The sequence below is a fragment of the Rhizobium sp. BK112 genome (assembly GCF_014193215.1).
Classification (GTDB): Bacteria; Pseudomonadota; Alphaproteobacteria; order Rhizobiales; family Rhizobiaceae; genus Rhizobium; species Rhizobium anhuiense.
Map to the genome: position 1 here is coordinate 227,722 of NZ_JACHYZ010000008.1, position 23,153 is coordinate 250,874.

Annotated in this window: 20 protein-coding genes and 1 pseudogene; 7 read left to right on the forward strand and 14 right to left on the reverse strand. The window is 61.2% G+C overall.

Annotation, left to right across the window (positions count from 1 at the left end; all coding sequences use genetic code 11):
• The first annotated feature begins 222 nt into the window (after window positions 1-222).
• Entirely contained in the window at window positions 223-1,980 is a 1,758-nt protein-coding gene (locus FHT75_RS22320; protein ID WP_063474287.1) for a hypothetical protein, read from the forward strand.
• Window positions 1,981-2,000: 20 nt separating this feature from the next.
• On the opposite strand, the gene FHT75_RS22325 is transcribed toward FHT75_RS22320, so the two are convergent.
• On the reverse strand, window positions 2,001-2,615 hold the full coding sequence (locus FHT75_RS22325) for a GNAT family N-acetyltransferase (RefSeq protein ID WP_025554907.1): 615 nt from the start codon (window positions 2,613-2,615) through the stop codon (window positions 2,001-2,003).
• A 177-nt stretch (window positions 2,616-2,792) separates the two neighbouring features.
• On the opposite strand from FHT75_RS22325, the gene FHT75_RS22330 reads away from it, so the two are divergent.
• The 3 genes from FHT75_RS22330 to FHT75_RS22340 all read left to right on the forward strand — a co-directional run bounded on the left by FHT75_RS22330 (window position 2,793) and on the right by FHT75_RS22340 (window position 5,990).
• Window positions 2,793-4,130 (forward strand): extracellular solute-binding protein, encoded by a 1,338-nt coding sequence (locus FHT75_RS22330; protein WP_063474288.1) that lies wholly within the window; start codon window positions 2,793-2,795, stop codon window positions 4,128-4,130.
• Window positions 4,131-4,263: 133 nt separating this feature from the next.
• Entirely contained in the window at window positions 4,264-5,157 is an 894-nt protein-coding gene (locus tag FHT75_RS22335; RefSeq protein WP_047616639.1) for a carbohydrate ABC transporter permease, read from the forward strand.
• Complete coding sequence (locus tag FHT75_RS22340; protein ID WP_063474289.1) at window positions 5,157-5,990, forward strand: carbohydrate ABC transporter permease; 834 nt, start codon at window positions 5,157-5,159, stop codon at window positions 5,988-5,990. The genes FHT75_RS22335 and FHT75_RS22340 overlap by 1 nt, the downstream gene beginning before the upstream one ends.
• A 52-nt stretch (window positions 5,991-6,042) precedes the next feature.
• Here FHT75_RS22340 and FHT75_RS22345 read toward each other — a convergent pair whose 3' ends face one another.
• From FHT75_RS22345 to FHT75_RS22360, 4 genes and pseudogenes are all read right to left on the reverse strand, one after another.
• Window positions 6,043-7,287, reverse strand: a complete 1,245-nt coding sequence (locus FHT75_RS22345; protein WP_063474290.1) for an O-antigen ligase family protein — start codon at window positions 7,285-7,287, stop codon at window positions 6,043-6,045.
• A complete protein-coding gene (locus FHT75_RS22350; protein ID WP_047616450.1) occupies window positions 7,284-8,846 on the reverse strand; it encodes an undecaprenyl-phosphate glucose phosphotransferase in 1,563 nt (520 codons plus the stop codon). Before FHT75_RS22350 ends, FHT75_RS22345 begins: the two co-directional genes overlap by 4 nt.
• A 73-nt stretch (window positions 8,847-8,919) precedes the next feature.
• A pseudogene (locus tag FHT75_RS22355) lies at window positions 8,920-10,090 on the reverse strand (glycosyltransferase family 4 protein).
• 3 nt (window positions 10,091-10,093) lie between these two features.
• Window positions 10,094-10,669, reverse strand: a complete 576-nt coding sequence (locus FHT75_RS22360; protein ID WP_047616454.1) for a polysaccharide biosynthesis/export family protein — start codon at window positions 10,667-10,669, stop codon at window positions 10,094-10,096.
• Between the two features lie 192 nt (window positions 10,670-10,861).
• Here FHT75_RS22360 and FHT75_RS22365 point away from each other — a divergent pair, with 192 nt between their 5' ends.
• Window positions 10,862-13,027 (forward strand): GumC family protein, encoded by a 2,166-nt coding sequence (locus tag FHT75_RS22365; protein WP_047616456.1) that lies wholly within the window; start codon window positions 10,862-10,864, stop codon window positions 13,025-13,027.
• A 107-nt stretch (window positions 13,028-13,134) separates the two neighbouring features.
• Here the strand turns inward: FHT75_RS22365 and FHT75_RS22370 are convergent, their stop codons facing one another.
• Window positions 13,135-14,376, reverse strand: a complete 1,242-nt coding sequence (locus tag FHT75_RS22370) for a GNAT family N-acetyltransferase (RefSeq protein WP_047616458.1) — start codon at window positions 14,374-14,376, stop codon at window positions 13,135-13,137.
• A gap of 118 nt (window positions 14,377-14,494) precedes the next feature.
• Window positions 14,495-14,704, reverse strand: coding sequence for a DUF2842 domain-containing protein (locus tag FHT75_RS22375; protein ID WP_047616460.1), 210 nt, complete (start codon window positions 14,702-14,704; stop codon window positions 14,495-14,497).
• A 115-nt stretch (window positions 14,705-14,819) separates the two neighbouring features.
• On the opposite strand from FHT75_RS22375, the gene FHT75_RS22380 reads away from it, so the two are divergent.
• Window positions 14,820-15,923 carry a COX15/CtaA family protein gene (locus FHT75_RS22380; protein WP_063474291.1) on the forward strand — a complete coding sequence of 368 codons (1,104 nt, stop codon included), beginning with the start codon at window positions 14,820-14,822 and terminating at the stop codon, window positions 15,921-15,923.
• 18 nt (window positions 15,924-15,941) lie between these two features.
• Here the strand turns inward: FHT75_RS22380 and FHT75_RS22385 are convergent, their stop codons facing one another.
• The 7 genes from FHT75_RS22385 to FHT75_RS22415 all read right to left on the reverse strand — a co-directional run bounded on the left by FHT75_RS22385 (window position 15,942) and on the right by FHT75_RS22415 (window position 22,751).
• A complete protein-coding gene (locus FHT75_RS22385; RefSeq protein WP_063474335.1) occupies window positions 15,942-16,733 on the reverse strand; it encodes a sulfite exporter TauE/SafE family protein in 792 nt (263 codons plus the stop codon).
• A gap of 183 nt (window positions 16,734-16,916) precedes the next feature.
• On the reverse strand, window positions 16,917-17,849 hold the full coding sequence (argC, locus tag FHT75_RS22390) for an N-acetyl-gamma-glutamyl-phosphate reductase (RefSeq protein WP_063474292.1): 933 nt from the start codon (window positions 17,847-17,849) through the stop codon (window positions 16,917-16,919).
• 61 nt (window positions 17,850-17,910) lie between these two features.
• Window positions 17,911-18,873, reverse strand: coding sequence for an agmatinase (speB, locus tag FHT75_RS22395; protein WP_063474293.1), 963 nt, complete (start codon window positions 18,871-18,873; stop codon window positions 17,911-17,913).
• A gap of 223 nt (window positions 18,874-19,096) precedes the next feature.
• Window positions 19,097-20,281, reverse strand: a complete 1,185-nt coding sequence (cml, locus tag FHT75_RS22400; protein WP_063474294.1) for a CmlA/FloR family chloramphenicol efflux MFS transporter — start codon at window positions 20,279-20,281, stop codon at window positions 19,097-19,099.
• Between the two features lie 319 nt (window positions 20,282-20,600).
• Entirely contained in the window at window positions 20,601-21,068 is a 468-nt protein-coding gene (gene rpsI, locus FHT75_RS22405) for a 30S ribosomal protein S9 (protein WP_047616469.1), read from the reverse strand.
• Window positions 21,069-21,070: 2 nt separating this feature from the next.
• A complete protein-coding gene (gene rplM, locus FHT75_RS22410) occupies window positions 21,071-21,535 on the reverse strand; it encodes a 50S ribosomal protein L13 (RefSeq protein WP_012483399.1) in 465 nt (154 codons plus the stop codon).
• Window positions 21,536-21,851: 316 nt separating this feature from the next.
• On the reverse strand, window positions 21,852-22,751 hold the full coding sequence (locus FHT75_RS22415; RefSeq protein ID WP_174824456.1) for a LysR family transcriptional regulator: 900 nt from the start codon (window positions 22,749-22,751) through the stop codon (window positions 21,852-21,854).
• Between the two features lie 73 nt (window positions 22,752-22,824).
• Between FHT75_RS22415 and FHT75_RS22420 the strand changes: the two genes are divergently transcribed.
• The gene (locus FHT75_RS22420) at window positions 22,825-23,055 is read left to right on the forward strand and encodes a DUF1127 domain-containing protein (protein WP_063474295.1); all 231 of its coding nucleotides are present in this window, start codon (window positions 22,825-22,827) and stop codon (window positions 23,053-23,055) included.
• Window positions 23,056-23,153: the final 98 nt, after the last annotated feature.

The following is a 23,153-nucleotide window of genomic DNA, read 5'->3' on the forward strand; positions in this document are numbered from 1 at the left end:
TCTATGTCCTTGACAAATAGGGATCGGCCTGTAGGCTGAGATCAACGCGCAATCCAATGCGCGTGATATAAAGAGGGTCGAGGAGCAGTATGCGCCATACGTCTCGTCCGGGTAGACATGCGCTCGCCAAGGTCGTCCGAAGAGGAGCGGCCTGGGCTTATTCGGCTCTATTTCTTTTTCTCGTCCTGCTGTCTGTTGAACTTGGCGTGCGGGGATCTGCCCATGATAAAGCCTTCGACTGATGGACAGCTTTTCGCCGAAGAGCCCGTTTTACTGCCTGTCATGACGCCGCGCCTTCAGGCCGATGTTCATCCGGGTGGATATGCTGATCTTGCCCTGTGGGGAGCCGGCAGCCTGGGGCGTGTGAGATTTTCTCCATTCACCGGCCCTTATGCCTATGCCCCGAACCGAGTCGTGTCGAAACAGGGCGGCGTGTTTGTCGCGCAGTCGCGACCGGTAATGCTGATCCGCCAAGCAAGCCTTCGGGGCGTGTACCCTGCGCGTCGTTGCGCTTGGTGGCACGAGCCGGATGGCAAGGGTGCCAGGGTGAGGGTCACCCGCAACCACCATCGGCAGACTTTCGAAATGGCCTGGGGTGTCCTCATTGTCGAAACGTCGGGTTCGGATTTGCGGATCGCCATCGGCGCCTCAGGAGACGAAGCTGAGAAAGCGTTGAGCCTCACCAGCGAAGCCATTATCGGGGAAGCCGCTGAATATGCGGCGCGTTGCGACAGGATGCCCGAGGCCGATCCGTTGATGCGCAGCATGGTCAGCCAGGGGATACACGCCGCTCTTTCCAGCATCAGGCACGACGAAAACGGGGCCTTCGCTGGCCTTGCCGCCGGGCAGGCCTATAGTGCTCCGGCGCGAACCTATTACCGCGACGGCTACTGGACGATGCAGCCTCTTTTGATGCTGGCGCCGGAGGCGGTGCGCGATGAGATCCGAATTCTCGCCAAGGGAGTGCAGTCGGATGGGGAGGCCCCGAGCGGCGTGATCTTGACGGGGCCGGCGCAATCACAGGCCTGGCAGCACTTCGTCGCCGACAGCAAGGCCAATGCCAAAAACCACAAAAGAGCCGTGCCGGAATACCACAACCGTCCGCAGGACTGGTGGAGCGATCACTTCGACAGCCCGCTTTTTTTCATTCTATTTCTGAGCGATTATTTCAGCGTGACGCAAGACCTGGCAGAGGTGCAACTGCACTGGCCGATCGTCAGAGCAATCACCGATCGCTATCTCGGCCTGGCCGCGCCCGACAGCGTTCTGCCGCTGAAACCGCGCAACGACCGGGACTGGGCCGACAACGTCTATCGTGAGGGTCTCGTCTCCTATGACCTCGGTCTTTTCGTCGGTGCCATGGACGCGGTGGCAAGGCTTGGCGAGGGCCACGATCCGACGCTTGCCGCACGCGCGCTCAAGACCGCAAATCTGGCCCGTGAAGAAATCGAGGCCAGGCTCTTCGTGCCGGCAACGGCGGGATATATCGATTATGGAACGCCTGGCGCTTTCATCGAGGATCATCTGGCTCTCGACAGCCTGACCTTGTCGCGATTCAGCGCAATTTCGAAGCATAGGGCCGTCGGCCTGTTGAAAGCTTTTGAAAACAGACTGGAAACGCGCAACAATCAACAACAGCCCTATGGCAGCTGGGGTGTCATGTGCGCCTATCCGCCATTCAAGCGGCAAGGCGATCTGCGATCCAAGACCGCTTTTCCCTACCGCTACCACAATGGCTCGGACTGGCCGTATTGGGATGGCGCCTATGCCGAAGAACGCCTTCGCCACGGACTTGGGGGTGCACGCTACGCACTGACACGCTGGTGGGAAACCTGCCTCGACAATGGCTGGATCGGTGCGGTGGAATATTTCTCGCCGCCTTATGGGCGCGGTTCCCTGCTTCAGGGCTGGAGTGCCATGCCGGCGGCGGTCGTCTTGAAATATGGGCTGGACGCTGCAAATGCGGAGCCAAGGTCATGAACAATACTGCGCCGTCGGTTCTAGCGGGACCCCTCATCGATCCGCATCGCGAAGGCGACGGAACCATCCCGTTCGAATTCGGAAAAGCCGAGGTGATGGTAGAAGCCCCTGGCGCGGTGGTTGTTGGGATCGACACCGAGATGCACCGCTCGGACGCCGTGATCTCTCAGCGCCTCAAGCTCAATGCTGATCATCCTGCGTCCCCAACCGGCTGCCTGAAGTCCGGGAAGGATGTTGATGTGAAGATGCGCGGGGTAGTCGTCTTGAAGCCACGGCGTGCCGCTGCGCGGGTTTTGAATACGTTCGATCACGTCGGCGTCGCGCGGACGGGCGGGCGTCAGGCCAGCGATCTCCTGGCGGACGAACGGCCACCAATTCGCCTGCAACTCTCTGTCGAACGCGCTGGTATCCGGGACGCCGACGATATAGCCGACCGGGCGCCCGTCCTGAATCAACACAAAGGCAAAGTCTTCGGCGAATTTGAGATAGGGCACCGACCAGATGTAGCCGGGCAGATGCGGGTCGCTATAGAGCGCGCTGGCATCGTCGCCGCCGTTCGCGGTTTTCAGGCAGATGTCGAAAAGGGCTTCGGTATCCGCTTCGGTCGCCGGGCGGATGGAGCAGTTGTTGTCCATCACTTTGCCACCTCCTGCGTGGCGTTTTTTCATTTCAGGTTGCGAGGGAGGCTCATGCATTGACGATTACCTCAGATTCGCCAGCCCGGCAAAGCTCTGGGGGAAGAAAACGTTCGGCCGTCGCCTGGGCGGCAGGTCTGAACGGAAAGTGGAGAATAAATCAATGAGGTGGAACCGATGAATAGAAGCGTGAAATCGATCAACATACTGCCGGGATGCCAATGGAAGGCAGCCGTCGCGCTTGCTGGTGCAGCGCTTATAAGTTTGGGCCTTTCGGCAGCCGCGCGCGCTGACGATCTGGCTGTGTGGGATGACCAGACCTATGAAGGTCAGAGCGCTGTTATAGAGCAACTGAACAAGGAGTTCGAAGCTGCGCATCCCGGTGTCACGATCAAACGCACCGCCCGCACCTTTGATGACATGAAGTTGACGCTGAAGCTTGCGGTTTCGGCAGGGAACGGCCCTGTCATCACGAAGGTCAACCAGGGCGCCGGCGACATGGGCGCGATGGTCAAGGAAGGATTGCTCCTTCCGGTTGACGACTACATCAAGAAATACAGCTGGGACAAGCGGCAGTCGGATTCAGTGCTTGCTCGAGACCGCTGGGAGGATGGAAAGTTCGGGGTCGGCAAGACCTATGGCATATCAGGCCTCGGTGAGATCGTTGGTCTCTTTTACAATAAAAAGATCCTCGACGATGCGGGCGTAGCATTGCCGCAAACCTTCGAGGAGTTTCTGGCCGATCTTGATAAGCTGAAGGAAAAAGGCGTTGCGCCCTTCATGATGGGCTCGGCAAAGCAGCATCTGGCCCTGCACATGATCGGCGCCATCGAGCAAGCGCATATCGACGCGAGCAATCGCGCCGAACTTGATGATCTGATCTACGGCAGGGGCGGTTCCTGGAACACCAAGGGGAACATCGAATCCGCGAAACTCGTGCAGCAATGGGCACAGGGCGGTTATTTTTTCCCCGGTTTCGAGGGCATCTCGGGTGATGACGCCGTCCAGCTTTTCATATCAGGGCAGGGTGCCTTCCTGATCTCCGGAACCTGGTATTTCGGCGACATGCAACACAATCCGGATATCGGCTTCATGGCCATTCCCGCCCCGAAGGGCATTTCCAAACCATTGAGTGTCGGAGGCGTGGACCTTGCTTGGGCGATAACGAGCCTTGCCAAAACCAAGGCAACGCAGGACCTGGCAGGTGATTATATCGACTATATGGTTTCGGAAAAGGCTGCTGAAACCTGGGCCGCTGCCGGCTATCTTCCGGCAACGTCGCTGGCGGCCGACGCAAAGCCAAAGCTCACGCCGCTGCTGAGCTCCGGCATTGAAATGTGGAAGACACTCAACGCGAACGATGCGCTCGGCCATTACCCCGACTGGTCGAGCCCGACGATGCTGAAGACGATAGACGACAACACGCCGCTTCTTCTGTCCGGCAATATCACCCCCGAAGCCTTCGTCGACGCCATGGACAAGGATTATCAGGCGTATTTGAAGGATAAGAAATAAAAGGTGCGGGCGCTGGCCGCGGCCGTCCGCCTTGGACGCCGCGGCCCGCGTCTTGTCGATCCACGTTAAATTCAGCGCTGCGAGCTGCGGCTTGCAGCGCGATCACCAGCGCCTTGACTTCATGGAGTACTGGATGAAACGCTCCGCACTTGATGGCTCGAAACACACCAATTTTATCTATTTATTGCCTGGATTGCTGCTCTATGCGGCCTTTGTCTTTGGACCGATCATTGCGGCTTTGGCTTTGAGCCTGACCAGTTGGGACGGCTTGAGCATGCCCAGTTGGGTTGGCTTGGGCAATTACGTCGATCTCTTTTCCGACAATCGTTTTTATATCGCCTTGCGTAACAATGCCGCGCTGATGATCTTCTATTGTGTCCTGCCGCTGGTGCTCGGCATAGGCCTTGCCGCCTGCGTCTGGAATCTGAAGCAACGCGAACAGCTTGCGCTGCGGACATTCTTGTTCCTGCCTTACATCATGCCGACGGCCGTGTTGGGCATCATCTGGGCATGGCTCTACAATCCTGCCTTTGGCCCGTTCAATCAGTTTCTGAGAGCAGTAGGGTTGGGCGCCTTCGCGCTGCCGTGGCTCGGCGATTTCAATTTTGTGCTCCCCGCGGTCGGGATCGTTGCCACTTGGTATTTCTTCGGTTTTTGCATGGTCATCTTCCTCACAGGAATTCAGCGCATCGACCCGTCTCTTTTCGACGCCGCCAAGGTCGACGGCGCTTCGGCGCGAAAAACCTTTTTCTGGATCACGCTGCCGCTTCTATTGCCTGAGATAAGGGTGGTTTTGCTTTTGACGGTCATCGCGTCGATCAAGAGCTTCGACCTGATTTTCACGATGACCCGAGGGGGACCCGCCAACGCCACCCTCGTGCCGAATATCTACATGTATCAGCTCGGCTTCGAGCTCAATCGCTTCGGCGCCGCGGCGGCCATCGCCATTGTCGGCGCGGTACTCACATTCGTCATCAACTATGCAATTCACCGATTTGTGGGATCGCAGAATAAAGGATTGGCTTGATGAGCCGTTCGCCCAACTTTCCCGTCGGTGCGCTATTCCTCCGCATTGTCCTCTGGCTTCTTGCCTTCGTCACCATCATCCCCTTCCTGCTTCTGCTTCTGACGTCGATAAAGAGCAAGGCTGACGTTCTGCAGGGTGCGTTCGCTTTGCCGGCATATCCCCATTTCGAAAATTACGTCGATGCCTGGAATGCCGGACATTTCAACGTTTACTTCTGGAATTCGATTACAGTTGTCATACCCGTCGTTGCTGCCAGCGTCTTTCTGGGCCTGCTGACCGGTTTTGCCTTCGCTTACCTGTCATTTCCGTTTCGGCGCACGCTGTTCGCTATCCTGACGCTCGGCATGATGGTGCCGGCGGAGGCCTTCATCATCCCGCTTTATTATGAAATGCGTTATCTCGGTCTGATCAACACCTATGCGGCTCTGATCTTGCCGCAGATCGCGATGTCGATACCGTTCTCAACGATCTTCCTCGCCAGCGCGATGCAGCAATTGCCGGAAGAAGTTCTCGAAGCGGCGGTTCTCGATGGCGCCGGACGCTTCTATATCCTCCGTAAGATCGTTATCCCGCTTATGGTGCCGGCAATGTCGACGCTGGCGCTGTTCCTGTTCATCTGGACCTGGAACGAGTTTTTGATCCCCTTCATTCTGGTCAACGACGACGCCTATCGGACGCTGCCCCTCGGTATGCTGTTTTTCCAAGGGCGCTACACTGTCAATACGCCGGTTTTGACCGCCGGTGCGGTGATCGTCATTGCCCCGCTCATCCTGACCTATCTGGTTTTCCAGCGGCGGTTCATTGCCGGCCTGACGGCAGGAGCCACGAAATAGACAGCTGTGCGATTTCAGACGCGCAAAGCACGATGCGCCAGAGGGTCAGGCCTCACGCCGGTCCCTGGCGCCTTCGCTCGCGCTTGTGGCGCACTTCCAGCGCCGCGCAGCCCCAGACGGTGCCAAGCAGCAGATAGACATGGCGCCAGTGGTCGATGTCGATGACGTTGCCGATCGCCGCATGGCCGAGGACGGAGATCCAGGCGACCATCAGGAAGGGTTGCCACGGCCGGTCGAGCAGCAGGTATCGAAAGCCGAGGGCGAGCGTCCAGACAAGCATGCCGACATAGCTGACGAAGCCGAGCCAGCCATAGGTGGTCAGCGATTTCAGCCAGATATTATGCTCGTCCTCGGGAAACATCGTCCCGAACACCAGCGGACCGATGCCGAGCGGGCGCTCCATCATCATGGTGAAGCCGATCCGGTGGCGCTCGAAGCGGCCGAGATGTTCGCCGTCATATTGCTGCACCAGCTGGGCGCGCGCTGAAAACAGTTCGGCGACCTTCGGGATCTGCAGCGCCACCAGCAGCGAGGCGACCAGCATGATGATCGCCGCCAGCGATAGCACCAGGACCCTCAGACGAAAGGCGCCGCTGCGCTCCTTGAGCAGCATGATGAAGATCAGCAGCACCAGGCCGAGCGCAAAAAGCCCCCAGGCGGCACGGGAAAAGGAGAGGAAGATGCCGAGTGCAAGCACGAGCAGGGCGGCGGCCTTCAACGGCGATTTCTTCAGGTCGCCGGCCAGAATGCCGTGGATGAGGTAGAGCGATGGCGGCACCAGAAAGGGGCCGAAAACGTTGGGGTCCTGGAAGGCGCCTTTGGCGCGGTCGTAGAGCGTGAAGACCTCCGCGCCCGGAAATGCGTGGAAATAGCCGAGTACGCCGAGCGCCGAGGTGGCGACGGCGGCGAAGGTCCAGGCGTTGAACATCAACGGCAGCCGCTTGTGGCTGTCCTCGATGATTGCTGCATAGAACACCGCCGTCAGCGCCAGGAAGGTCGACACCGCGATATACATCGGCCCCGTCGCCAGGTCCTTCATCTGCGTCAGCGACAGCATGCCGCCGATATTGAAGGTGAGCAGCAAGGCGAGCAGCGGCGCTACGCCGCGCGAAATCCTGAGGCCCAGGATGAACCAGAGGCCGATCAGCCCGGCCATCCAGAGTTCATAGGGCGCCGGCTCGTCGATCACGAAACCGGAGAGGAAGACGCCGAAGGCGACGAAGGCCGAGCCGATCAGGCGCAGCGTCATCCGCTGCGGGTGGGCGACACGGGGATATGTCGCCTCGATCGCGCTCAATAGGCGTTTTCCGTGTTGAGCAGCCGGATCGGTGTCAGGAACAGGATCTTGAGATCGAACCAGAGCGACCAGTTCTCGATGTAATAGAGGTCGTAAGCCGTGCGGAACTTGATCTTCTCGTCATTGTCGACTTCGCCGCGCCAGCCGTTGATCTGCGCCCAGCCGGTGACGCCGGGCTTGACGCGGTGGCGGGCGAAATAGCCCTCGACGACATCGGAGAAGGCGCGATCGCGCGCCTGGGCGAGAACGGCATGCGGCCGCGGACCGACCAGCGAAAGCTCGCCTCTCAGCACATTGAAAAGCTGCGGCAATTCGTCGATCGAGCTCTTGCGGATGATACGCCCGACGCGGGTAACACGTGGATCGCCCTTGGTCACCGCAGCCTTGCCTGTGGGGTCGGCCATGTTGGTGTACATCGAGCGGAACTTGAAGACGTTGATGATCTCGTTGTTGAAGCCGTGGCGCTTCTGCATGAAGAAGACCGGGCCTTCGGAGGTCGCCTTGATGGCGATCGCGGTCGCGACCATCACCGGCCAGAGCAGCGCAAGCGCGACCACGGTGAAGAAGATGTCGAAGCCGCGCTTGGCGACGGAATCCCAGTCGCGGATCGGCTTCTTGAAAATGTCGAGCATCGGCACCGTGCCGACATGCGAGTAGGCGCGCGGCCGGAAGCGCAGCCGGTTGGCATGCGCGGCAAGGCGGATATCGACCGGCAGAACCCAGAGCTTCTTCAAAAGGTCGTAGATGCGGGCCTCGGCCGAAAGCGGCAGGGCGATGATCAGCATGTCGATGCGCGTCAGCCGTACGAATTCGACGAGTTCGGCCACGGTGCCGAGCTTCGGATAACCGGCGACCATGATCGGCGAGCGTTTCTCTCCGCGGTCGTCGAAGATGCCGCAGATGCGGATGTCGTTGTCGTCCTGCTGTTCGAGGACGCGGATCAGATCCTTGGCCGGCTCGCCGCCGCCGACGATGACGGCGCGGCGCTCCATGATGCCGTTGCGCGCCCAGTTGCGGATGCCGTAAGCGACGAGGAAACGTTCGGCCACAAGGAAGAGCGCGCCGGCTGCGAACCAAGAAATATAGGCATCGACCATTGCCCATGTGGTGCCGCGAATGAGCGTAAACAGGCCGAGGGTCAGAAGAAGCGCGATCGTCCACGACGCCAGAATGCGCGGCATCAGCCGCAGCTTCGCCCGAAGCGCGGGAATGGTGTAGGTGTCGGTAAGCTGGAGGCCGATGACGGTCAAGGCAGAAGCGATCGCCGCCATGCCAGCCCGCACCAGCGCGGAATCGTGGCCGTCGCCGGGCCAGACATAGTGGACGATCAGGGCGATTGCGAAGAGCGCCAGGAATTCCAACAGCCGCAATTGCCCGATGATGATGGCCGGCGAATAGGTTCCATCGCGGAACTGCTCGGCGATCTGGCGGGCATAGGGGTTGATCTCGGTCGGGTCGGAAGGTTTTTCCTGACCTGCGTCGCCGCGCACCTCGATGTCGGAGACCTGCTTGCGCAGCGCTTCCACGTCGAATTGATCGCCTTTTTCCAGCTTGTTCATGGGGCCAGCTTGTCTATGGGGCATTGTCGCTCATTGTCACCGAGCGAAATACCAGAAAGCCCCTAAGAAATATTTACGAGGCGGCGGGCATTGCTTGGGCCGGCAGCGGTCTCGACGAGTTCGTGGTACAATTTCAGCACATCGCGCGCCATGACGGCGGAGGAAAACACCGCCTTCACCGCCTCGGGCTTCGGCATCGTCCTGGCGTGCCAGCCGGGCGTGCTCAGCGTTTCCGCCATGACGCGGGCGAGATCGTCGGAATTGCCGGGCTCCACCAGTGCAGCGCTGTCGGCGCCGAGCACCTCGGGAATGCCGCCGACTCGGCTTGCGATGATCGTCTTGCCGGCGCCGAGCCCCTCGAGCACGATATAGGGCATGGCTTCGGCGCGCGAGGGAACGACGAGGTTCTGCGCCATCGAGAAAGCCTCATGCACCCGCATTGCCGGCAGCATGCCGATACGTTTGCCGAGGCCGCGTTCGACCATCATCTCGCGGTAGCGGTCGCGATCCGGCCCGTCGCCGATCATCAGCGCCGACAGCGGCCTGCCGAGCAGCCGTTCGGTCTTGGCGAAGGCATCGACAAACAGATCGGGACCCTTGAGGTCCCGGAGCATTCCCACATAGATGAAATGCACCGCATCCGAACGGGTCGGGATCGGCTCGAAATCACGCTCGCTGATACCGTTATAGATCAGTTTCGTCTTCGTCCGCGGCTTACCCACCTTGCGTGCATAGGTGTCGCGCTCATATTCGCAGATGAAGACCAGCGCATCGGTGAAATATTCCTGCAGCCGCTCCATCCTCAGGACGAACTGTCCACTGAAGGAGGAGCGCGAATAATGCAGGCTTCCGCCATGTGCGGTATAGAGGCGGGCTACGCGATACCTGTTCACCCGCAACGCTGAGCCGGCAAGTCGCGCGAGCACGCCGCCCTTGGCGCCGTGTCCGTGCAGCACATCCGGCCGCAAACTTTTGATTTTCTTGTATGTATCCCACATCGTCGCAATATCGGACGGGCTGATCGAACGCCGGATCGGCACGCGTGTCAGGCCGAGCGAGAGATAGGGTCTTATATCGTCGAACAGGCTGTCCTCGTACTCGCCGCCGGTCGAGCTGTCGCAGAGGATGCCGATTTGATGACCGGCCTTGCTGTGCTCCTCGACCAAATCGCGGACATGGCGGAATATTCCGCCGACCGGCGACCTGAAGCAATGGAGGATGCGGAGCGGTCTCTGTTTTGACATTGCTCAGAAGAGCCGTTCGCGAACGTAGATCGTGTCGCCTGCAATGATCGGGCCCGATATGTTGATGCGGCCGGTCAGCACCTGTCCGTTGATCTTGCGGGTGACGTCGACCATGCTCTGGTTGGCGCGGCTGGTGAAGCCGCCGGCAACCGCGATGGCATTCTGCACCGTCATGCCGGGAACATAGGCATACTGGCCGGGCTGGCCGACTTCACCCATGATGAAGATCGAACGGTAGCGATCGACATCGATGGTGACGTCGGGATCGCGAAGATAGCCTTGCTGCAGTTTCTGGGCGATCTGCCCCGAGAGTTGCTGCAGGGTCCGGCCGCGGGCAGGGACCTGGCCGATGAGCGGGAAGGCGATATAGCCGGCCTGATCCACCGTATAGGTGTTGGTCAGGCTCTGCTGGTCGAAAACGGTAACACGCAACCGATCGCCGCTGTCGAGCGTATAGGGCTGGATGGTCGCCTCGTTGAAGGCCTTCGGAGCCGGCTTATACGTCGTGCAGCCGCCCAGTGCTGCCGTCATGGCTGCAAGGCTCAGGGCCAAAAAGATCTTGGGCTGGACGAAAGACATCCGTTTGTGCTCACAGAAAATGAACTCGGTGCAGTCGTTATCGATCCGTTAGGGTTAATGCCCGGTAAAGGACGCTTGCAATTTCCCGGTATCCTTGATCGATCGTCCCTCCTCTACTTGGCAAGGTCGCCATTAACCGTTGAGTTACCATGGTCGTTTACGCTTGCGGCACCTTTGTTGTGGAGTAAGAGCATGTCCAGCGTAGCTCGTGATCAGGATGTGGACATCGACCTCGGCCAGTTGGCCCGCGCGGTCTGGGCGCGCCGTCTGCGGATTTTGACGATCACCCTCGTGGGGGCGGGCGTCGCCTTTGCCGGCGCCAAGATCATGTCGCCGCAATATCGCAGCGAAACGCGCATCCTCATCGAACCCCGTGCGCCGGCCTTTGCCAACACCCAGCAGGTCAACGACGCCAGCGCCGGTCCGCTGATGGATGAACTCAACATCGCCAGCCAGGTGCAGCTCCTGCAATCGGCAGATCTCCTCAAGAAGGTGATCAACGACCTGAAGCTCTACAACCTGCCGGAATTCGACGATGCCGCCAACGGCTCGGCGATGAGCAGCATCCTGGTAAAGCTGCACCTGAAAAAGAACCCGCTGGAGAATCCGCCGGAAGAGCGTGTCATCGATGCCTTCGTCGAGCGCCTGCAGGTCTATCAGGTACCGGGTTCACGCGTCATCGGCATCAATTTCACCTCCAAGGACCCGAAACTCGCCGCCGCAATTCCGAACGCCATGGCGAATGTCTACCTTTCGACCCAGAGCGGCGCCAAGCTCGATTCCAACTCCGAGGCGACCCGCTGGCTGGAGCCGGAGATCGAAGGCCTGCGCCGGAAGGTCAGCGAAGCCGAGAAGAAGGTCGCCGAATACCGCACCTCGCACGGGCTGTTGCAGACGAACGGCACGACCACTTTTCCGGCGCAGCAATTGAACGATATCTCCGCCGAACTGACCCGCGTCAGGGGCGACAAGGCCAATGCCGAGGCGAGAGCGCAGGCGGTGCGCAATGCGCTGTCTTCGGGCGAAGCCTCCGATACGCTGCCCGACATCATGTCCTCGCAGGCGATCCAGCGGCTGAAGGCGACGGAATCCGGCCTGCAGTCGCAGATCTCCGATCTGCAGACCAGTCTTCTCAACAACCATCCGCGGCTGAAAAGCCTGCGTGCGCAACTCGCCGATATCCGTACCCAGATCCGCCAGGAGACGCAGAAGATCCTGACGAGCATCGAGAACGAGTCCAAGGTCGCAGATCTCCGCGCCAGCGAACTCGAGCGCCAGTCGGACACGGTGCAGGCCACCAGCGCCCGCGCCGGTGAGGATGAGGTCGGTCTCAATGCGCTGGAGCGTGAGGCCAACGCCCAGCGCCAGCTGCTCGAAACCTATCTGGTGCGCTATCGCGAGGCCGCCTCCCGCGCCGACAGCAATTCGAGCCCAGCGGATGCCCGCATCGTGTCCAGGGCCGTCGAGCCGGTCGATCCCTATTTCCCCAAGGTGGTGCCGATCGTCGTCGTCGCTGCCGTCGCGACGCTGATTATGAGCGCCATCATCACCATGCTGGCCGAACTTTTCAGCGGCCGGGCGCTCCGCCCGGTGGATGCGTCCCCGGAGGCAATCGAGGCGGAAGCAGCCGTCGAGGAGAAGCATGTGCCGCAGGCCGCTCCGATCGCCGTAGCAGTCAGAAAGCCCGTGCAGCCGAGCATGCTCGCCGTGGTCGCGGACGAGGATGAGCCGGTAGCGGCCGTGGAGGCTGCCGAGGCGCCGGAGGACGACAATGAATTCTCCATCGCCTCAGTTGCTGATTATCTGACCGGCAGCCGTGCGCCGCTGGCAATTGCCATATCCCCGACCGGTGACAATGGTTCGGCGGCGACGGTTTCGCTGACCCGCACGCTCGCCGACGCCGGCCGCCGCGTCATCCTCATCGATATGACCGGTTCCGGCTACCCCACGGAACTGATGGTCGAGGATCAGGCCGCCCTTGGCGTCACCGATTTGCTTTGCGGCGAAGCCGCCTTCGGCGACACGATCCACAGCGACCGCCTGTCCGATGCCCATCTGATCCCCCAGGGCCAGAGCGACGTGCGCCGGGCCATGCGCGGTGTCGACCGGCTGTCCTTGCTGCTCGATGCGCTTGCCGCCGCCTACGACCTCGTGGTGGTCGAATGCGGTTCGGCCGATGTGGCCGGCGTCTCGCGGCTGACGCGCAGCCGCGACGTCGAGATCATCCTCTCGCTGCCTGAAGTCGAAGAGACCATCTTCGTTGCACTGATGACGGAATTCCAGGCTGCGGGCTATGAGCGCGTCGTGCTGATGTCGGGCGGCGAAGGGGCCGAGCAGGAGTTCGGCCGGGCGGCCTGAACGGTTGAAGCATGTCGCGCAAAAGTGTGCCGCGGTTTTGCGGCAACGACATGCGTAAAAACAAAAGGATAGAGCGGTTCTGCGTTTCAGTTAAAAGCTGAACCGCTCTAGCCAATTCGTGCCCGGACGCCCTGGGCGAATCTATAAAGCTTCGGGCGCGCCTTGATATGGGCCTTGCTGCGGGTGACGACCCGGTGGGCGGCGCCGGCGAGAACGCCGAACGACGAGACCGGCAGCACGACGTCGTAATGGGCGGTCTCCACAGGCGCCCAGGAGCGCTTGTAGGTCTGGTCGCCGAGGCCGAAATCGAACAACGCGACACCCTTGCCATGCAATCCCGAAAGGGTCTGCCAATAGAGGAATTCGCCGGGGCTCGTATCCGGCACGAGTTCTTCGTCGATCGCGCCGAACTGGCAGATGATGTGGTCACCCTTGCGTGAGATGCCTGATATCGCGGCGATCCTGCCCTCAAGCGCGCCCTTGAGCCGGAGCACCTGCATCTGCAGCCCGAAATACTGCCTGCTGTCATCCAGCCTGTCGAGCAAGCCATGCAGAAAGGCCCGCGTTTCCCTGTCGGCGAAAACGTCGGGCAGGCCGAGGCTGGCGAAGCGGGCGCTCTTCAGGCGGAAGAAGATATCGAGCACGCGGTGCTGTTCTTCCGATGTCTCGGGAATGACGTATTCGAAGCCGCCGGCTGCCTCGAGGCGCTTCGACTGAACACGGAATTTCTTGCGCCGGTTCTTGGCGTTGAGCTGTTTCAGCGTTTCCTCGAAAGTCGAGAAGAACGGCAGCTGGTAGGCATGATTCTGGTTCTGCACCATCGGCAGCCCGGTCAGCGGGGTCTGTCGCCCGCGCCATTCCAGCGGAATGTTCTGCAGCAGCAGCAGATCGGCCCGACCCTTGAGCGCCTGCTGAAGCTGGCAGGCGAACTTGCCGGCATCGATAGTCCCGCCGCTTTCTGCAAAATTTTCGGAGAACAGGCCGGTATTGATGTTGCTGTGATCGGCACCGATGAACTTCGCGGTCGCGAGCCCTCGGGACTTGACGATTTCGACCGGCAGAATGAAAGCCGTCTGGCCGGCATGGGTGCCTTTGAGGATTGCAAGCGGCCGCTGGAAGGCGCTCACCCAGGCGGCGCACCAGTCATAGCTTTGATGGAGTGATTGCAGATTGTCGCGCTCCAGAGCCCGCCAGTCATCTTCCAGCGGCTGCATCGCGTCGAAGACGTCGATATCGATTTCAGCCATGGCGAGTTTCATGCTCAGCTGACGCAGGCGCGACATGGCCGTATCGGCCAGCGCCACCGTGTCGGACGGCTGTTCATGGACATCGAGCTTTTGCGTCTGCACGGCTTTCTCCGGTCAAGAATGCTGAACGGGAGGGTAGGTATGGCAGACGTATATTTGGTTTAACCGCGCGCGGTGGGCGAGGTTTTCCGCGCATCACGGTTATTCGGCCGTTAATGGCCTACCGCTGCGGCGGCCCGGCCATCCATTTGATGATTACCATCGCCGGCAATACCCAGAGCAGGCCGGTGAGAAAGAAATAGAGCAGATGTCCCCACCAGGGCGCGTTGCCGAGCGTTGCCACCGCGATCGTGTTCGCCACCAGCGCATAGACGAGCACGAGCACGATGATGAGGATCGTGCCGATGAATTTGCGGAGGCGGACGGGCATCGGTTATCTCTCGGCATGGAGGGGGCGAACCGGCGCGACGGCATGCCGCAAAGGTTCGGGGCTTGTTTTGCATGAGCCGGTGGGGCAAATCAACTGCCGGATAGAAGGAGACATCATGGCCGTCGCAAACCCGACCACGGAACAGGCGATCCTGAGCGAAATGCGCAAGCAGAATCGCGACCGCCGCGCCTTGCGCCTCTGGCTCGGCTTCGTGCTTTTGGCGCTCTTCTGTCTCGTGCTCGTCGGCGGCGCCACGCGACTGACCAATTCCGGCCTGTCGATTACCGAGTGGAAGCCGATCCATGGCGTCATCCCGCCGCTGTCGGCCGCCGAGTGGGAGGAGGAATTCCGCCTCTATCAGCGCATTCCCGAATTTCAGCAGCTGAACAGTTCCATGACCGTCGACGAGTTCAAGGGCATCTTCTGGTGGGAATGGGCGCACCGGCTGATCGCCCGCGGCATCGGCGTGATCTTCGCGCTGCCGCTGATCTATTTCTGGCTGACGGGGCGTATCGAAAGGCGCCTGCGCTGGCCGCTCGTCGGCATCCTGGCGCTCGGCGGCCTGCAGGGCTTTATCGGCTGGTGGATGGTGTCTTCGGGCCTTTCCGTCCGCACCGACGTCAGCCAGTACCGGCTCGCCACGCATCTCGTCATGGCCTGCCTGATCTTTGCCGGCTGCATGTGGATCATGCGCGGTCTCTCACCGCACTCCGACTATCCGCCGCCGGCCAGAAGCTCGCGCGCCTTTGCCGCCGCGATCGCCATCTTCTCGCTGTTCCAGATCTATCTCGGCGCGCTGGTGGCGGGGCTCGATGCCGGTTTTTCCTACAATACCTGGCCGCTGATGGATGGCGCCGTTATCCCCTCCGATCTGCTGATCCAGCAGCCCTTCTGGATCAATGTTTTCGAGAACCCGAAGACGGTGCAGTTCATCCACCGCATCGGCGCCTACACGCTCTTCGCGTTGACGCTGATCAACATGGTGATCGCCCTTCGCGCGGCACCTTGGACCACCCATGCACGCCGCGCCGTGCTGCTTTTCGCACTGGTGACGCTGCAGGCGGCGATCGGCATCGCCACGCTGCTGATGCAGGTGCCACTCCACTGGGGCCTGTTGCATCAGGCCGGTGCGCTGGTGGTTTTCGGTTTCGCCGTCGCCAACTGGCGCGGCTTTTACGGCGAATATCCGCATGGGACGATGATCGCCGAACGCGATTGAAGCCGTCGCTGTTGGGTTCTACCGCAGCACCCCATCGAGCAGTGGCATGCCGATGATCGCGGCGGCGGCGATCAGGACGTAGCAGGCGATGCGGAAGGTCCGTTCTCCGGCAAGCCCGAACAGTTTCGACCCGCCATAGAGCCCGACCGCATAACTCGGCAGGATGACGACGGTGAGCGCGAAGACGGCAGGCACGAACAGTCCGCCGAAATAATAGCTGATGGCGCTGAAAACGGACGAGATCGAGAAATAGAGCACGACATTTGCCCGGACGCGGGTGAAGTCGCTCTTGCCGCCGAGCCAATAGGCGACAACCGGCGGCCCGCCGAGCTGCGCGGCGCCGCTGAAAAGCCCGGCGATCAGCCCGACGCCGCTGGTGAGCGGTGCGGATGCCTCGCCGTGGTAGCGCCATCCCGATACCAGCAGCGCAAGCAGGCAGCTGGCGATGATCGTGATGCTCCAGCGCAAGAGCAGCGGGTCGAGCAACGCCAGTATCGCCGTGCCGGCCGGAATGCCGAGCGCAGCACCTGCCGCCATGACGAAAACTTCTCGCCGGTTGGCGCCGCGCCAGGCCGGCGGGATCATCCCGAGCGAGGCAACGCCGTCGATGACGAGCAGGATCGGCGAGATCAGCTTCGGCCCGACGATCGCGCCGCCGAGCGGAACGAAGATCAGGGCGGCGCCGAAGCCGGAAAAGCCGCGGGCAAGCCCGGCGATGAAGGCAAAGACCATCAGCGCATAGATGCCTTGGTCGGGCAGGGCGGCGGTAAACCATGCGTGCACGCCATCGACCAGCGCATCGAGCGTCATGACATCAGGCTCCGTGATTCGGGAACGGCAGGCGAGGAAGGTCCGCCCTCATAGCCCAATCGTCGCCGATGATCGAGCCGAAAACGATGCTGCGGCCGCCGAGGCAGGCGGCCACGAGATCATTGTATAACGAGATCGACACGAAGCGTGAGCGGCATCATCTCGATGCCGCCATTCACGCCCTTACGAGGCGAGCATCAGGTCCATGTTCTGGACGGCGGCGCCCGATGCGCCCTTGCCGAGATTGTCGAGCAGCGCCACCAAATTGACCTGCGAAGCGCCTGGGGTGCCGAAGACGAAGAGCTTCATCGTGTCCTTGCCTTCGAGCTCGACGGCGTTGACGCGGGCAAGCCCCTTGCTTTCGGCCAGCGGCACGACACTGACGATATCCTGGCCGGCATAATGGGCGACGAGGGCGGCATGGATGCTCTCCATCGTCGCGCCCTCGGCGAGATCGTCGAGATGCAGCGGCACCTGCACGATCATCCCTTGAGCAAACTTGCCGACAGATGGCGAGAAGATCGGCGCGCGGTCGAGCAGGCCGTGCACGGTCATCTCCGGCACATGTTTATGGGTGAGCGGCAGGCCATAGAGGAAATGCGGTGCGGTGATCGCATCCGGGTGATCCGGGTTTTCCATCTGCGCGATCATCTGCTTGCCGCCGCCGGTATAACCGGAGACCGCGTTGACCGTGACCGGATAACCGTCCGGCAGAATGCCGGCGGCGCGCAGCGGCCGGATGAGACCGATCGCTCCCGTCGGATAGCAGCCGGGATTGGCGACGAAACGGGCGGCCTTGATCCTGTCGGCCTGCGCACCGTCCATCTCGGCAAAGCCATAGGCCCAACCGGGATTGACGCGGAAGGCGGTCGAGGTGTCGATGACGCGCACATTGTTGTTGGCCGAAACCATCTGAACCGCTTCCTTCGACGCGTCGTCGGGCAGGCAGAGAATAGCGATATCGGCGCTGTTCAGCATGTCCTCGCGCAGGGCGGCGTTGCGCCGCTCGGCTTCGGGGATGGACAGAAGCTCGACATCGCGGCGGCCGGCCATGCGCGTGCGGATCTGCAGACCCGTCGTGCCGTGTTCGCCGTCGATGAAGATTTTCGGTGCCATGTTAAACCTGCGCTTTCAATGGGTTCTGAAGGTTTCCGGATTCAGTTTGAGCGATGATAAGTCAGCCTTGTGACACGGCGATGGCGCGTCGCTCGGCGTGAAGCCCCAGCATATACATCGCCACCGTTGCCCCCGCAATGGCGGTGATATCGGCATGATCATAGGGCGGCGATACCTCGACGACATCAGCGCCACGGATATCGAGCTGGTGCAGGCGCTGCAGCACCGAGAGGATCTTGACGCTCGACGGCCCGCCGGCAACCGGTGTGCCGGTACCCGGCGCAAAGGCCGGATCGAGGCAATCGATATCGAAGGTGAGATAGGCTGGCGCCCCGCGCGTATGGGAGATGATCGCCGAGGCGATATCGCCGGCGCTCATTTCTTCGACCTGATGACCGTAGAGAATATTGACGCCGCAATCCTCCGGCGCATGGGTGCGGATGCCGATCTGGATCGAGCGGTCGGGATCGATGATGCCTTCGCGAGCCGCCCGCGCCACGAAGGAGCCATGGTCGATGCGCCGTTCTTCGTCGAACCAGGTGTCCTGGTGCGCGTCGAACTGCACGAGCGCCAGCGGCCCATGTTTTGCCACATGGGCTTTCAGCAGCGGCCAGGTGACGTAATGATCGCCGCCGAGCGTCAGCAGGAAGGCGCCGCTGTCGAGGATGACATTCGCCTGGCGCTCGATGGCGGCAGGCGTATCCTGATGATTGCCGTAGTCGAGCAGGCAGTCGCCGTAGTCGATCACCGCCATGTCGGCGAAGAGATCGCGGTGGAAGGGATATTGCGCGTCATTGTCGAAGATCGCCGAGGCGCGCCGGATCGCCTGCGGCCCGAAGCGCGTGCCCGGCCTGTTCGATGTCGCGGCATCGAAGGGAATCCCCCAGACGGCGACGTCGACGCCGGCGAGTTCCTTGGTGAAGCGGCGACGCATGAAGGACAGCGCGCCGGCAAAGGTCGGGTCGCTGGCGGCAGAAGTGAGGCTGGTCGCCGTGAAGGCGTGGTCAATCGATCTGTTCGCCAAGTCATGCTCCTTTTTTCGGTGGCAAAACCATAGTCGCGTTCGGTGCGGACGCTGCGTTGCATGATCACCGTTCGACGCCAAAGCGTCGGGTGGCGGTCTCGCGAAGGAATTGGCTGATCCCTTGCGCGCAGAAAGGGGTAGGCGAGCTGCGGGCAGATTTCAAGCCATCGATCGGATGACGGCCGCCCATTGCGGTCGAGCGGCCGTTCTTGACCATCTGCTGTCAGGCCGGCTGCCGCAGGGACCACAACCCGGCGAGCGTCGCCAGCGCGCTCACAGAGATATAGCCAACGACCGGCCAGGCGCTGTCGCCGCCGAGCAGAAGCACAAAGACCGTTCCGGCAAAGCCGACCAAGATGCTCTCGATGCAGAAATAGAACGCTACCGCCGTTCCTGCCGTATCGCCAAAGGCCTCAAGCGCGCCATTGGCAGTCACCGCCGTCGCCAGGACGATGCCGATCGCGATGATCCACATCGGCACGACGAAGCTGACAAAGGAGGGCTGCAGAAACAATTCTCCAAAGGCAAGCAGCACGGCGCCGAGAAGCAGCGTCGCCATGCCTCTGGCAAGACTGCCTGCAATGCCCCAGCGCATGACGAAGCTTTTGGCGAAAGGCGCCGTCACGATCATCGCCAGTGCCACGGTGGCAAAGGCGACGCTGAAGCCGATGCCGGAGAAGCCGGCCCTATCGATCAGGATACGGGGTGCCGTCGAGAAGAAGACGAAGAAGGCACCCATCGCCGTGCTGAAGCCTAATGTATAGACCCAGAAGGGAAAGCTCTTCAGGATCGGGCGGAGGGCGATCTTCGCGGTGGCGGCGGGACGGGTCTCATGCCACCGCATGCCGGCGTTGAAAAGGGCGGCAACCGAAAGGAGGCCGATGACGAGGAAGATGGCGCGCCAGCCGAAGCGATCGGCGATCAAGGCTCCGGCGATGGGGCCCAATGCCGGCACGAAGGAGAGGATGGAGCCGAGCAGGCTATAGATCGTGCTGCTTTCGGGACGCCCGGCGTAGACGTCGCGCACTGTTGCGAAGGTTGCGACGAGAGCCGCCGACGCACCGACTGCCTGCAGCAATCTCCAGGCCACGAAAAGCGGTGCCGCCGAAGTGCCGGCAAGCAGGAAGGAGGAAGCGGCAAAGAGTGCCGTGCCTCCGAGCAGGACGGGCCGTCGTCCGACAATATCGGAAATCGGCCCGAAGACGATCTGCCCGGCGCCGAGCACGAGCATATAGAGGCTGAGGGTCAGTTGGATGACTTCAGGTGAGGTGCCGAGCGCCTCCGGCATAACAGGCACAATCGGCAGATAGATATCCATGGCGAGAGAGGTCAAGATGTCGAAAGGCGCCATCAGCAGCATGGCTGCCGGCACGGAATAGCTCCAGCGCTGGATTTTGGGATAAGACATGGGAAAGCATCCGCTCAAATGATTTCATTCGGCGGCGATCTGTCTTTTCATCAGTATCGGAATTGGCCGGACAGACGCCGCAACAACAGGGCAGGGTTGTTGCGGCCTATTTGTCTGCGGACTTGGTTGTTCCCATGATGCGACCCTGACTGCGGCTTCGCTCATTCGCGAAGCGCCTTGCCCAGTTTCTACCAGCAGAGTTTCTACCAGCAGAACCGAAATGCGACAATGGCAGCCGGCACGCTTCCGCCTGGGTTGAACAGCGCAAATAAAAAGGCCGGGTTTCCCCGGCCTTCGTAATTCCGTCTGTCCGAAGCGATTAACGCTTGGAGAACTGGAAGGAGCGGCGGGCCTTTGCCTTGCCGTACTTCTTGCGTTCGACGACGCGGCTGTCGCGGGTCAGGAAGCCGCCCTTCTTCAGCACCGAGCGCAGGCCCGGCTCGAAGTAGGTCAGCGCCTTGGAGAGACCGTGGCGAACAGCGCCGGCCTGGCCGGACAGGCCACCGCCGGCAACGGTTGCGACGATGTCGAACTGGCCGTCACGGGCAGCCGCAACGATCGGCTGGCGCAGGATCATCTGCAGCACCGGACGGGCGAAATATTCCGCGAATTCCTTGCCGTTGATGATGATCTTGCCGGAGCCCGGCTTCACCCAGACGCGGGCGACGGCGTTCTTGCGCTTGCCGGTCGCGTAGGAGCGGCCGAGCGAATCGACCTTGCGGACGTGGGCCGGAGCAGCAGCTTCGGAAGCCGTGCCGAGATCCTTCAGGGAGGAGAGGTCAGCCATGATCAGGCGCTCCTTACGTTCTTTTTGTTGAGCGCGGCAACGTCGAGGGCGACCGGCTGCTGGGCTTCATGGGGATGGTTGGAGCCGGCGTAAACGCGCAGGTTCTTCATCTGGCGACGGCCGAGCGGGCCACGCGGAACCATGCGTTCGACGGCCTTTTCGAGGACGCGCTCCGGGAAGCGGCCTTCGATGATCTGGCGTGCGGTGCGTTCCTTGATGCCGCCGGCATAACCGGTGTGCCAGTAGTAGACCTTGTCGGAATACTTCTTGCCGGTGAAAACGACCTTGTCGGCATTGATGACGATGACGTTGTCGCCGTCGTCAACGTGGGGCGTGAAGGTTGCCTTGTGCTTGCCGCGCAGGCGCATAGCGATGATGGAAGCGAGACGGCCAACGACCAGCCCTTCGGCGTCGATGATCACCCACTTCTTCTCCACCTCTGCAGGCTTCTGGGAGAAGGTTGCCATAGTGAATACTCTCTTTTGGGACCCTTGGCCCTAGGGCTTAAAGGGCGTTTCTTGTTGCTTGGATTGGCAGGCGCGAGGCATGCCAAAAAGAAAGCAGCCCGGACAGGCTGCGTTCTGGCGCGGTGTATAAAGGGAATGTGACATCGGGTCAATATCGACTCTTCCGACGCCTGTAAAAAATTCCAAGCGAAAACAATATGTTAGATGTATGGTATTATGATACCTCACATTTGTTAGGTAGTGAACTGGGGAGGCTGACGTTTTTTATCTCGTCGCTGCCGGCTTTTGAAACCGCATCCCGCGGTCGAAAGCGGCCCTAACCTTTGAACTCGCGCAGGCATTTCATCATTTCGCGAAGGCCGCGTGTCAGATGTTTGTCCCGGCGCAGCACCATGCCGAGGCGGCGCGTGAGCCGCGGATTCAGCGATGATGTCGTCACCAGACCGGCGCGTTCGCGCTTCAGCGCCAGTCCCGGCAGGATCGACCAGCCGAGCCCCACCGCCACCAGTTCCTTGATTGCCTCGATGCTGCCGAACTCCATCGCGGGGCGGATTCTGGTATTGGGAGCAGCAAGCCACCCATCGATTGCCCGCCGCGTATTGCCTCCCTCGTAAAGCAGCAGCGTCCTGTCGCGCATGAAGGCGGCGTCCGGCCCGCCTTCGGGAATGAGACTGCCTGCGGGAGCGACGGCCAGCAGTTCCTCCTCGTAGAAGGGTTCGATCTCGAAGTTCCGTCCCGATGCCGGCAGGGCGATGACGGCGATGTCGAGGCTATTGTCCTCCAGATCGCGCAGAACGTCATCGGCATCACCGATGCGCACGGTGATTTCGAGGCCGGGCATGCGTTTTCTGGCGGCGGCGATGGCGCGTGGCAGCAGATGAATCGACGCCGTGCCGCCGCTGCCGATGCGCACGCGGCCGCTTGCGCCATCTCTGTACGGCAGCATCGCTTCTTCCGCCGCCGCCGATTCCTGCAGCAGGCGTCGTGCATGCGCGAGAAGATCGAGACCTGCCGCGGTGGGCTGCGCCCGTCGCCCGACGCGCTCGATCAGCCGGACACCGAGCCGCTGTTCGAGGCCCTTTACCTGCAGGCTGACGGCCGGTTGAGTGAGGCCCTCCTTGTCGGCTGCAGCCGTAAAGCTTCCGAGATCGGCAACATTGACGAAGGTCGCGAGTTGATCGAGGTTGAGCGCCATGCCAAAGAAATCCTTATACATATCATAATATCTATAAGCTTCTTTCGTGGCGTCTTCCAGCGCATCTTTCATCCCTTGAAGAAGGGAAGAACAGATGGCTTTGGAAACCAGCGGGATCTTTGTGGCGCCTCGCGATATCGTTCGATCGAAACTGCGCCGCCTGGCGCGTTGGAGCCTGCGGCGGCTGGCGATGATCGAGCATCATCTCGAAAAGCGTCGTAGCCGCCGCACGCTGTCCGAACTCACCGACGACGAGCTTCGCGATGTCGGTCTGACGCGTGCGCAGGCAAGTGCCGAGGCATCGAAGTCGTGGTTCTGGTCCTGACGGCAGCGGCTTACGCGCGGAGTGCGGATCCTGCTCGAAATTGCCAGCGCCTTGTGGCAAAACGTCTGCTGGAATCGAGCGGGCGCAGGGAGCAGCAT

Excerpts from the sequence above, each read along its gene's own strand:
- FHT75_RS22320 (WP_063474287.1), top strand. The coding sequence starts at position 223 with ATGATAAAGCCTTCGACTGATGGACAGCTTTTCGCCGAAGAGCCCGTT.
- FHT75_RS22325 (WP_025554907.1), bottom strand. The coding sequence starts at position 2,615 with ATGGACAACAACTGCTCCATCCGCCCGGCGACCGAAGCGGATACCGAA.
- FHT75_RS22330 (WP_063474288.1), top strand. The coding sequence starts at position 2,793 with ATGAATAGAAGCGTGAAATCGATCAACATACTGCCGGGATGCCAATGG.
- FHT75_RS22335 (WP_047616639.1), top strand. The coding sequence starts at position 4,264 with ATGAAACGCTCCGCACTTGATGGCTCGAAACACACCAATTTTATCTAT.
- FHT75_RS22340 (WP_063474289.1), top strand. The coding sequence starts at position 5,157 with ATGAGCCGTTCGCCCAACTTTCCCGTCGGTGCGCTATTCCTCCGCATT.
- FHT75_RS22350 (WP_047616450.1), bottom strand. The coding sequence starts at position 8,846 with ATGAACAAGCTGGAAAAAGGCGATCAATTCGACGTGGAAGCGCTGCGC.
- FHT75_RS22360 (WP_047616454.1), bottom strand. The coding sequence starts at position 10,669 with ATGTCTTTCGTCCAGCCCAAGATCTTTTTGGCCCTGAGCCTTGCAGCC.
- FHT75_RS22365 (WP_047616456.1), top strand. The coding sequence starts at position 10,862 with ATGTCCAGCGTAGCTCGTGATCAGGATGTGGACATCGACCTCGGCCAG.
- FHT75_RS22375 (WP_047616460.1), bottom strand. The coding sequence starts at position 14,704 with ATGCCCGTCCGCCTCCGCAAATTCATCGGCACGATCCTCATCATCGTG.
- FHT75_RS22380 (WP_063474291.1), top strand. The coding sequence starts at position 14,820 with ATGGCCGTCGCAAACCCGACCACGGAACAGGCGATCCTGAGCGAAATG.
- FHT75_RS22385 (WP_063474335.1), bottom strand. The coding sequence starts at position 16,733 with ATGACGCTCGATGCGCTGGTCGATGGCGTGCACGCATGGTTTACCGCC.
- argC (WP_063474292.1), bottom strand. The coding sequence starts at position 17,849 with ATGGCACCGAAAATCTTCATCGACGGCGAACACGGCACGACGGGTCTG.
- cml (WP_063474294.1), bottom strand. The coding sequence starts at position 20,281 with ATGTCTTATCCCAAAATCCAGCGCTGGAGCTATTCCGTGCCGGCAGCC.
- rpsI (WP_047616469.1), bottom strand. The coding sequence starts at position 21,068 with ATGGCTGACCTCTCCTCCCTGAAGGATCTCGGCACGGCTTCCGAAGCT.
- rplM (WP_012483399.1), bottom strand. The coding sequence starts at position 21,535 with ATGGCAACCTTCTCCCAGAAGCCTGCAGAGGTGGAGAAGAAGTGGGTG.
- FHT75_RS22415 (WP_174824456.1), bottom strand. The coding sequence starts at position 22,751 with ATGTATAAGGATTTCTTTGGCATGGCGCTCAACCTCGATCAACTCGCG.
- FHT75_RS22420 (WP_063474295.1), top strand. The coding sequence starts at position 22,825 with ATGGCTTTGGAAACCAGCGGGATCTTTGTGGCGCCTCGCGATATCGTT.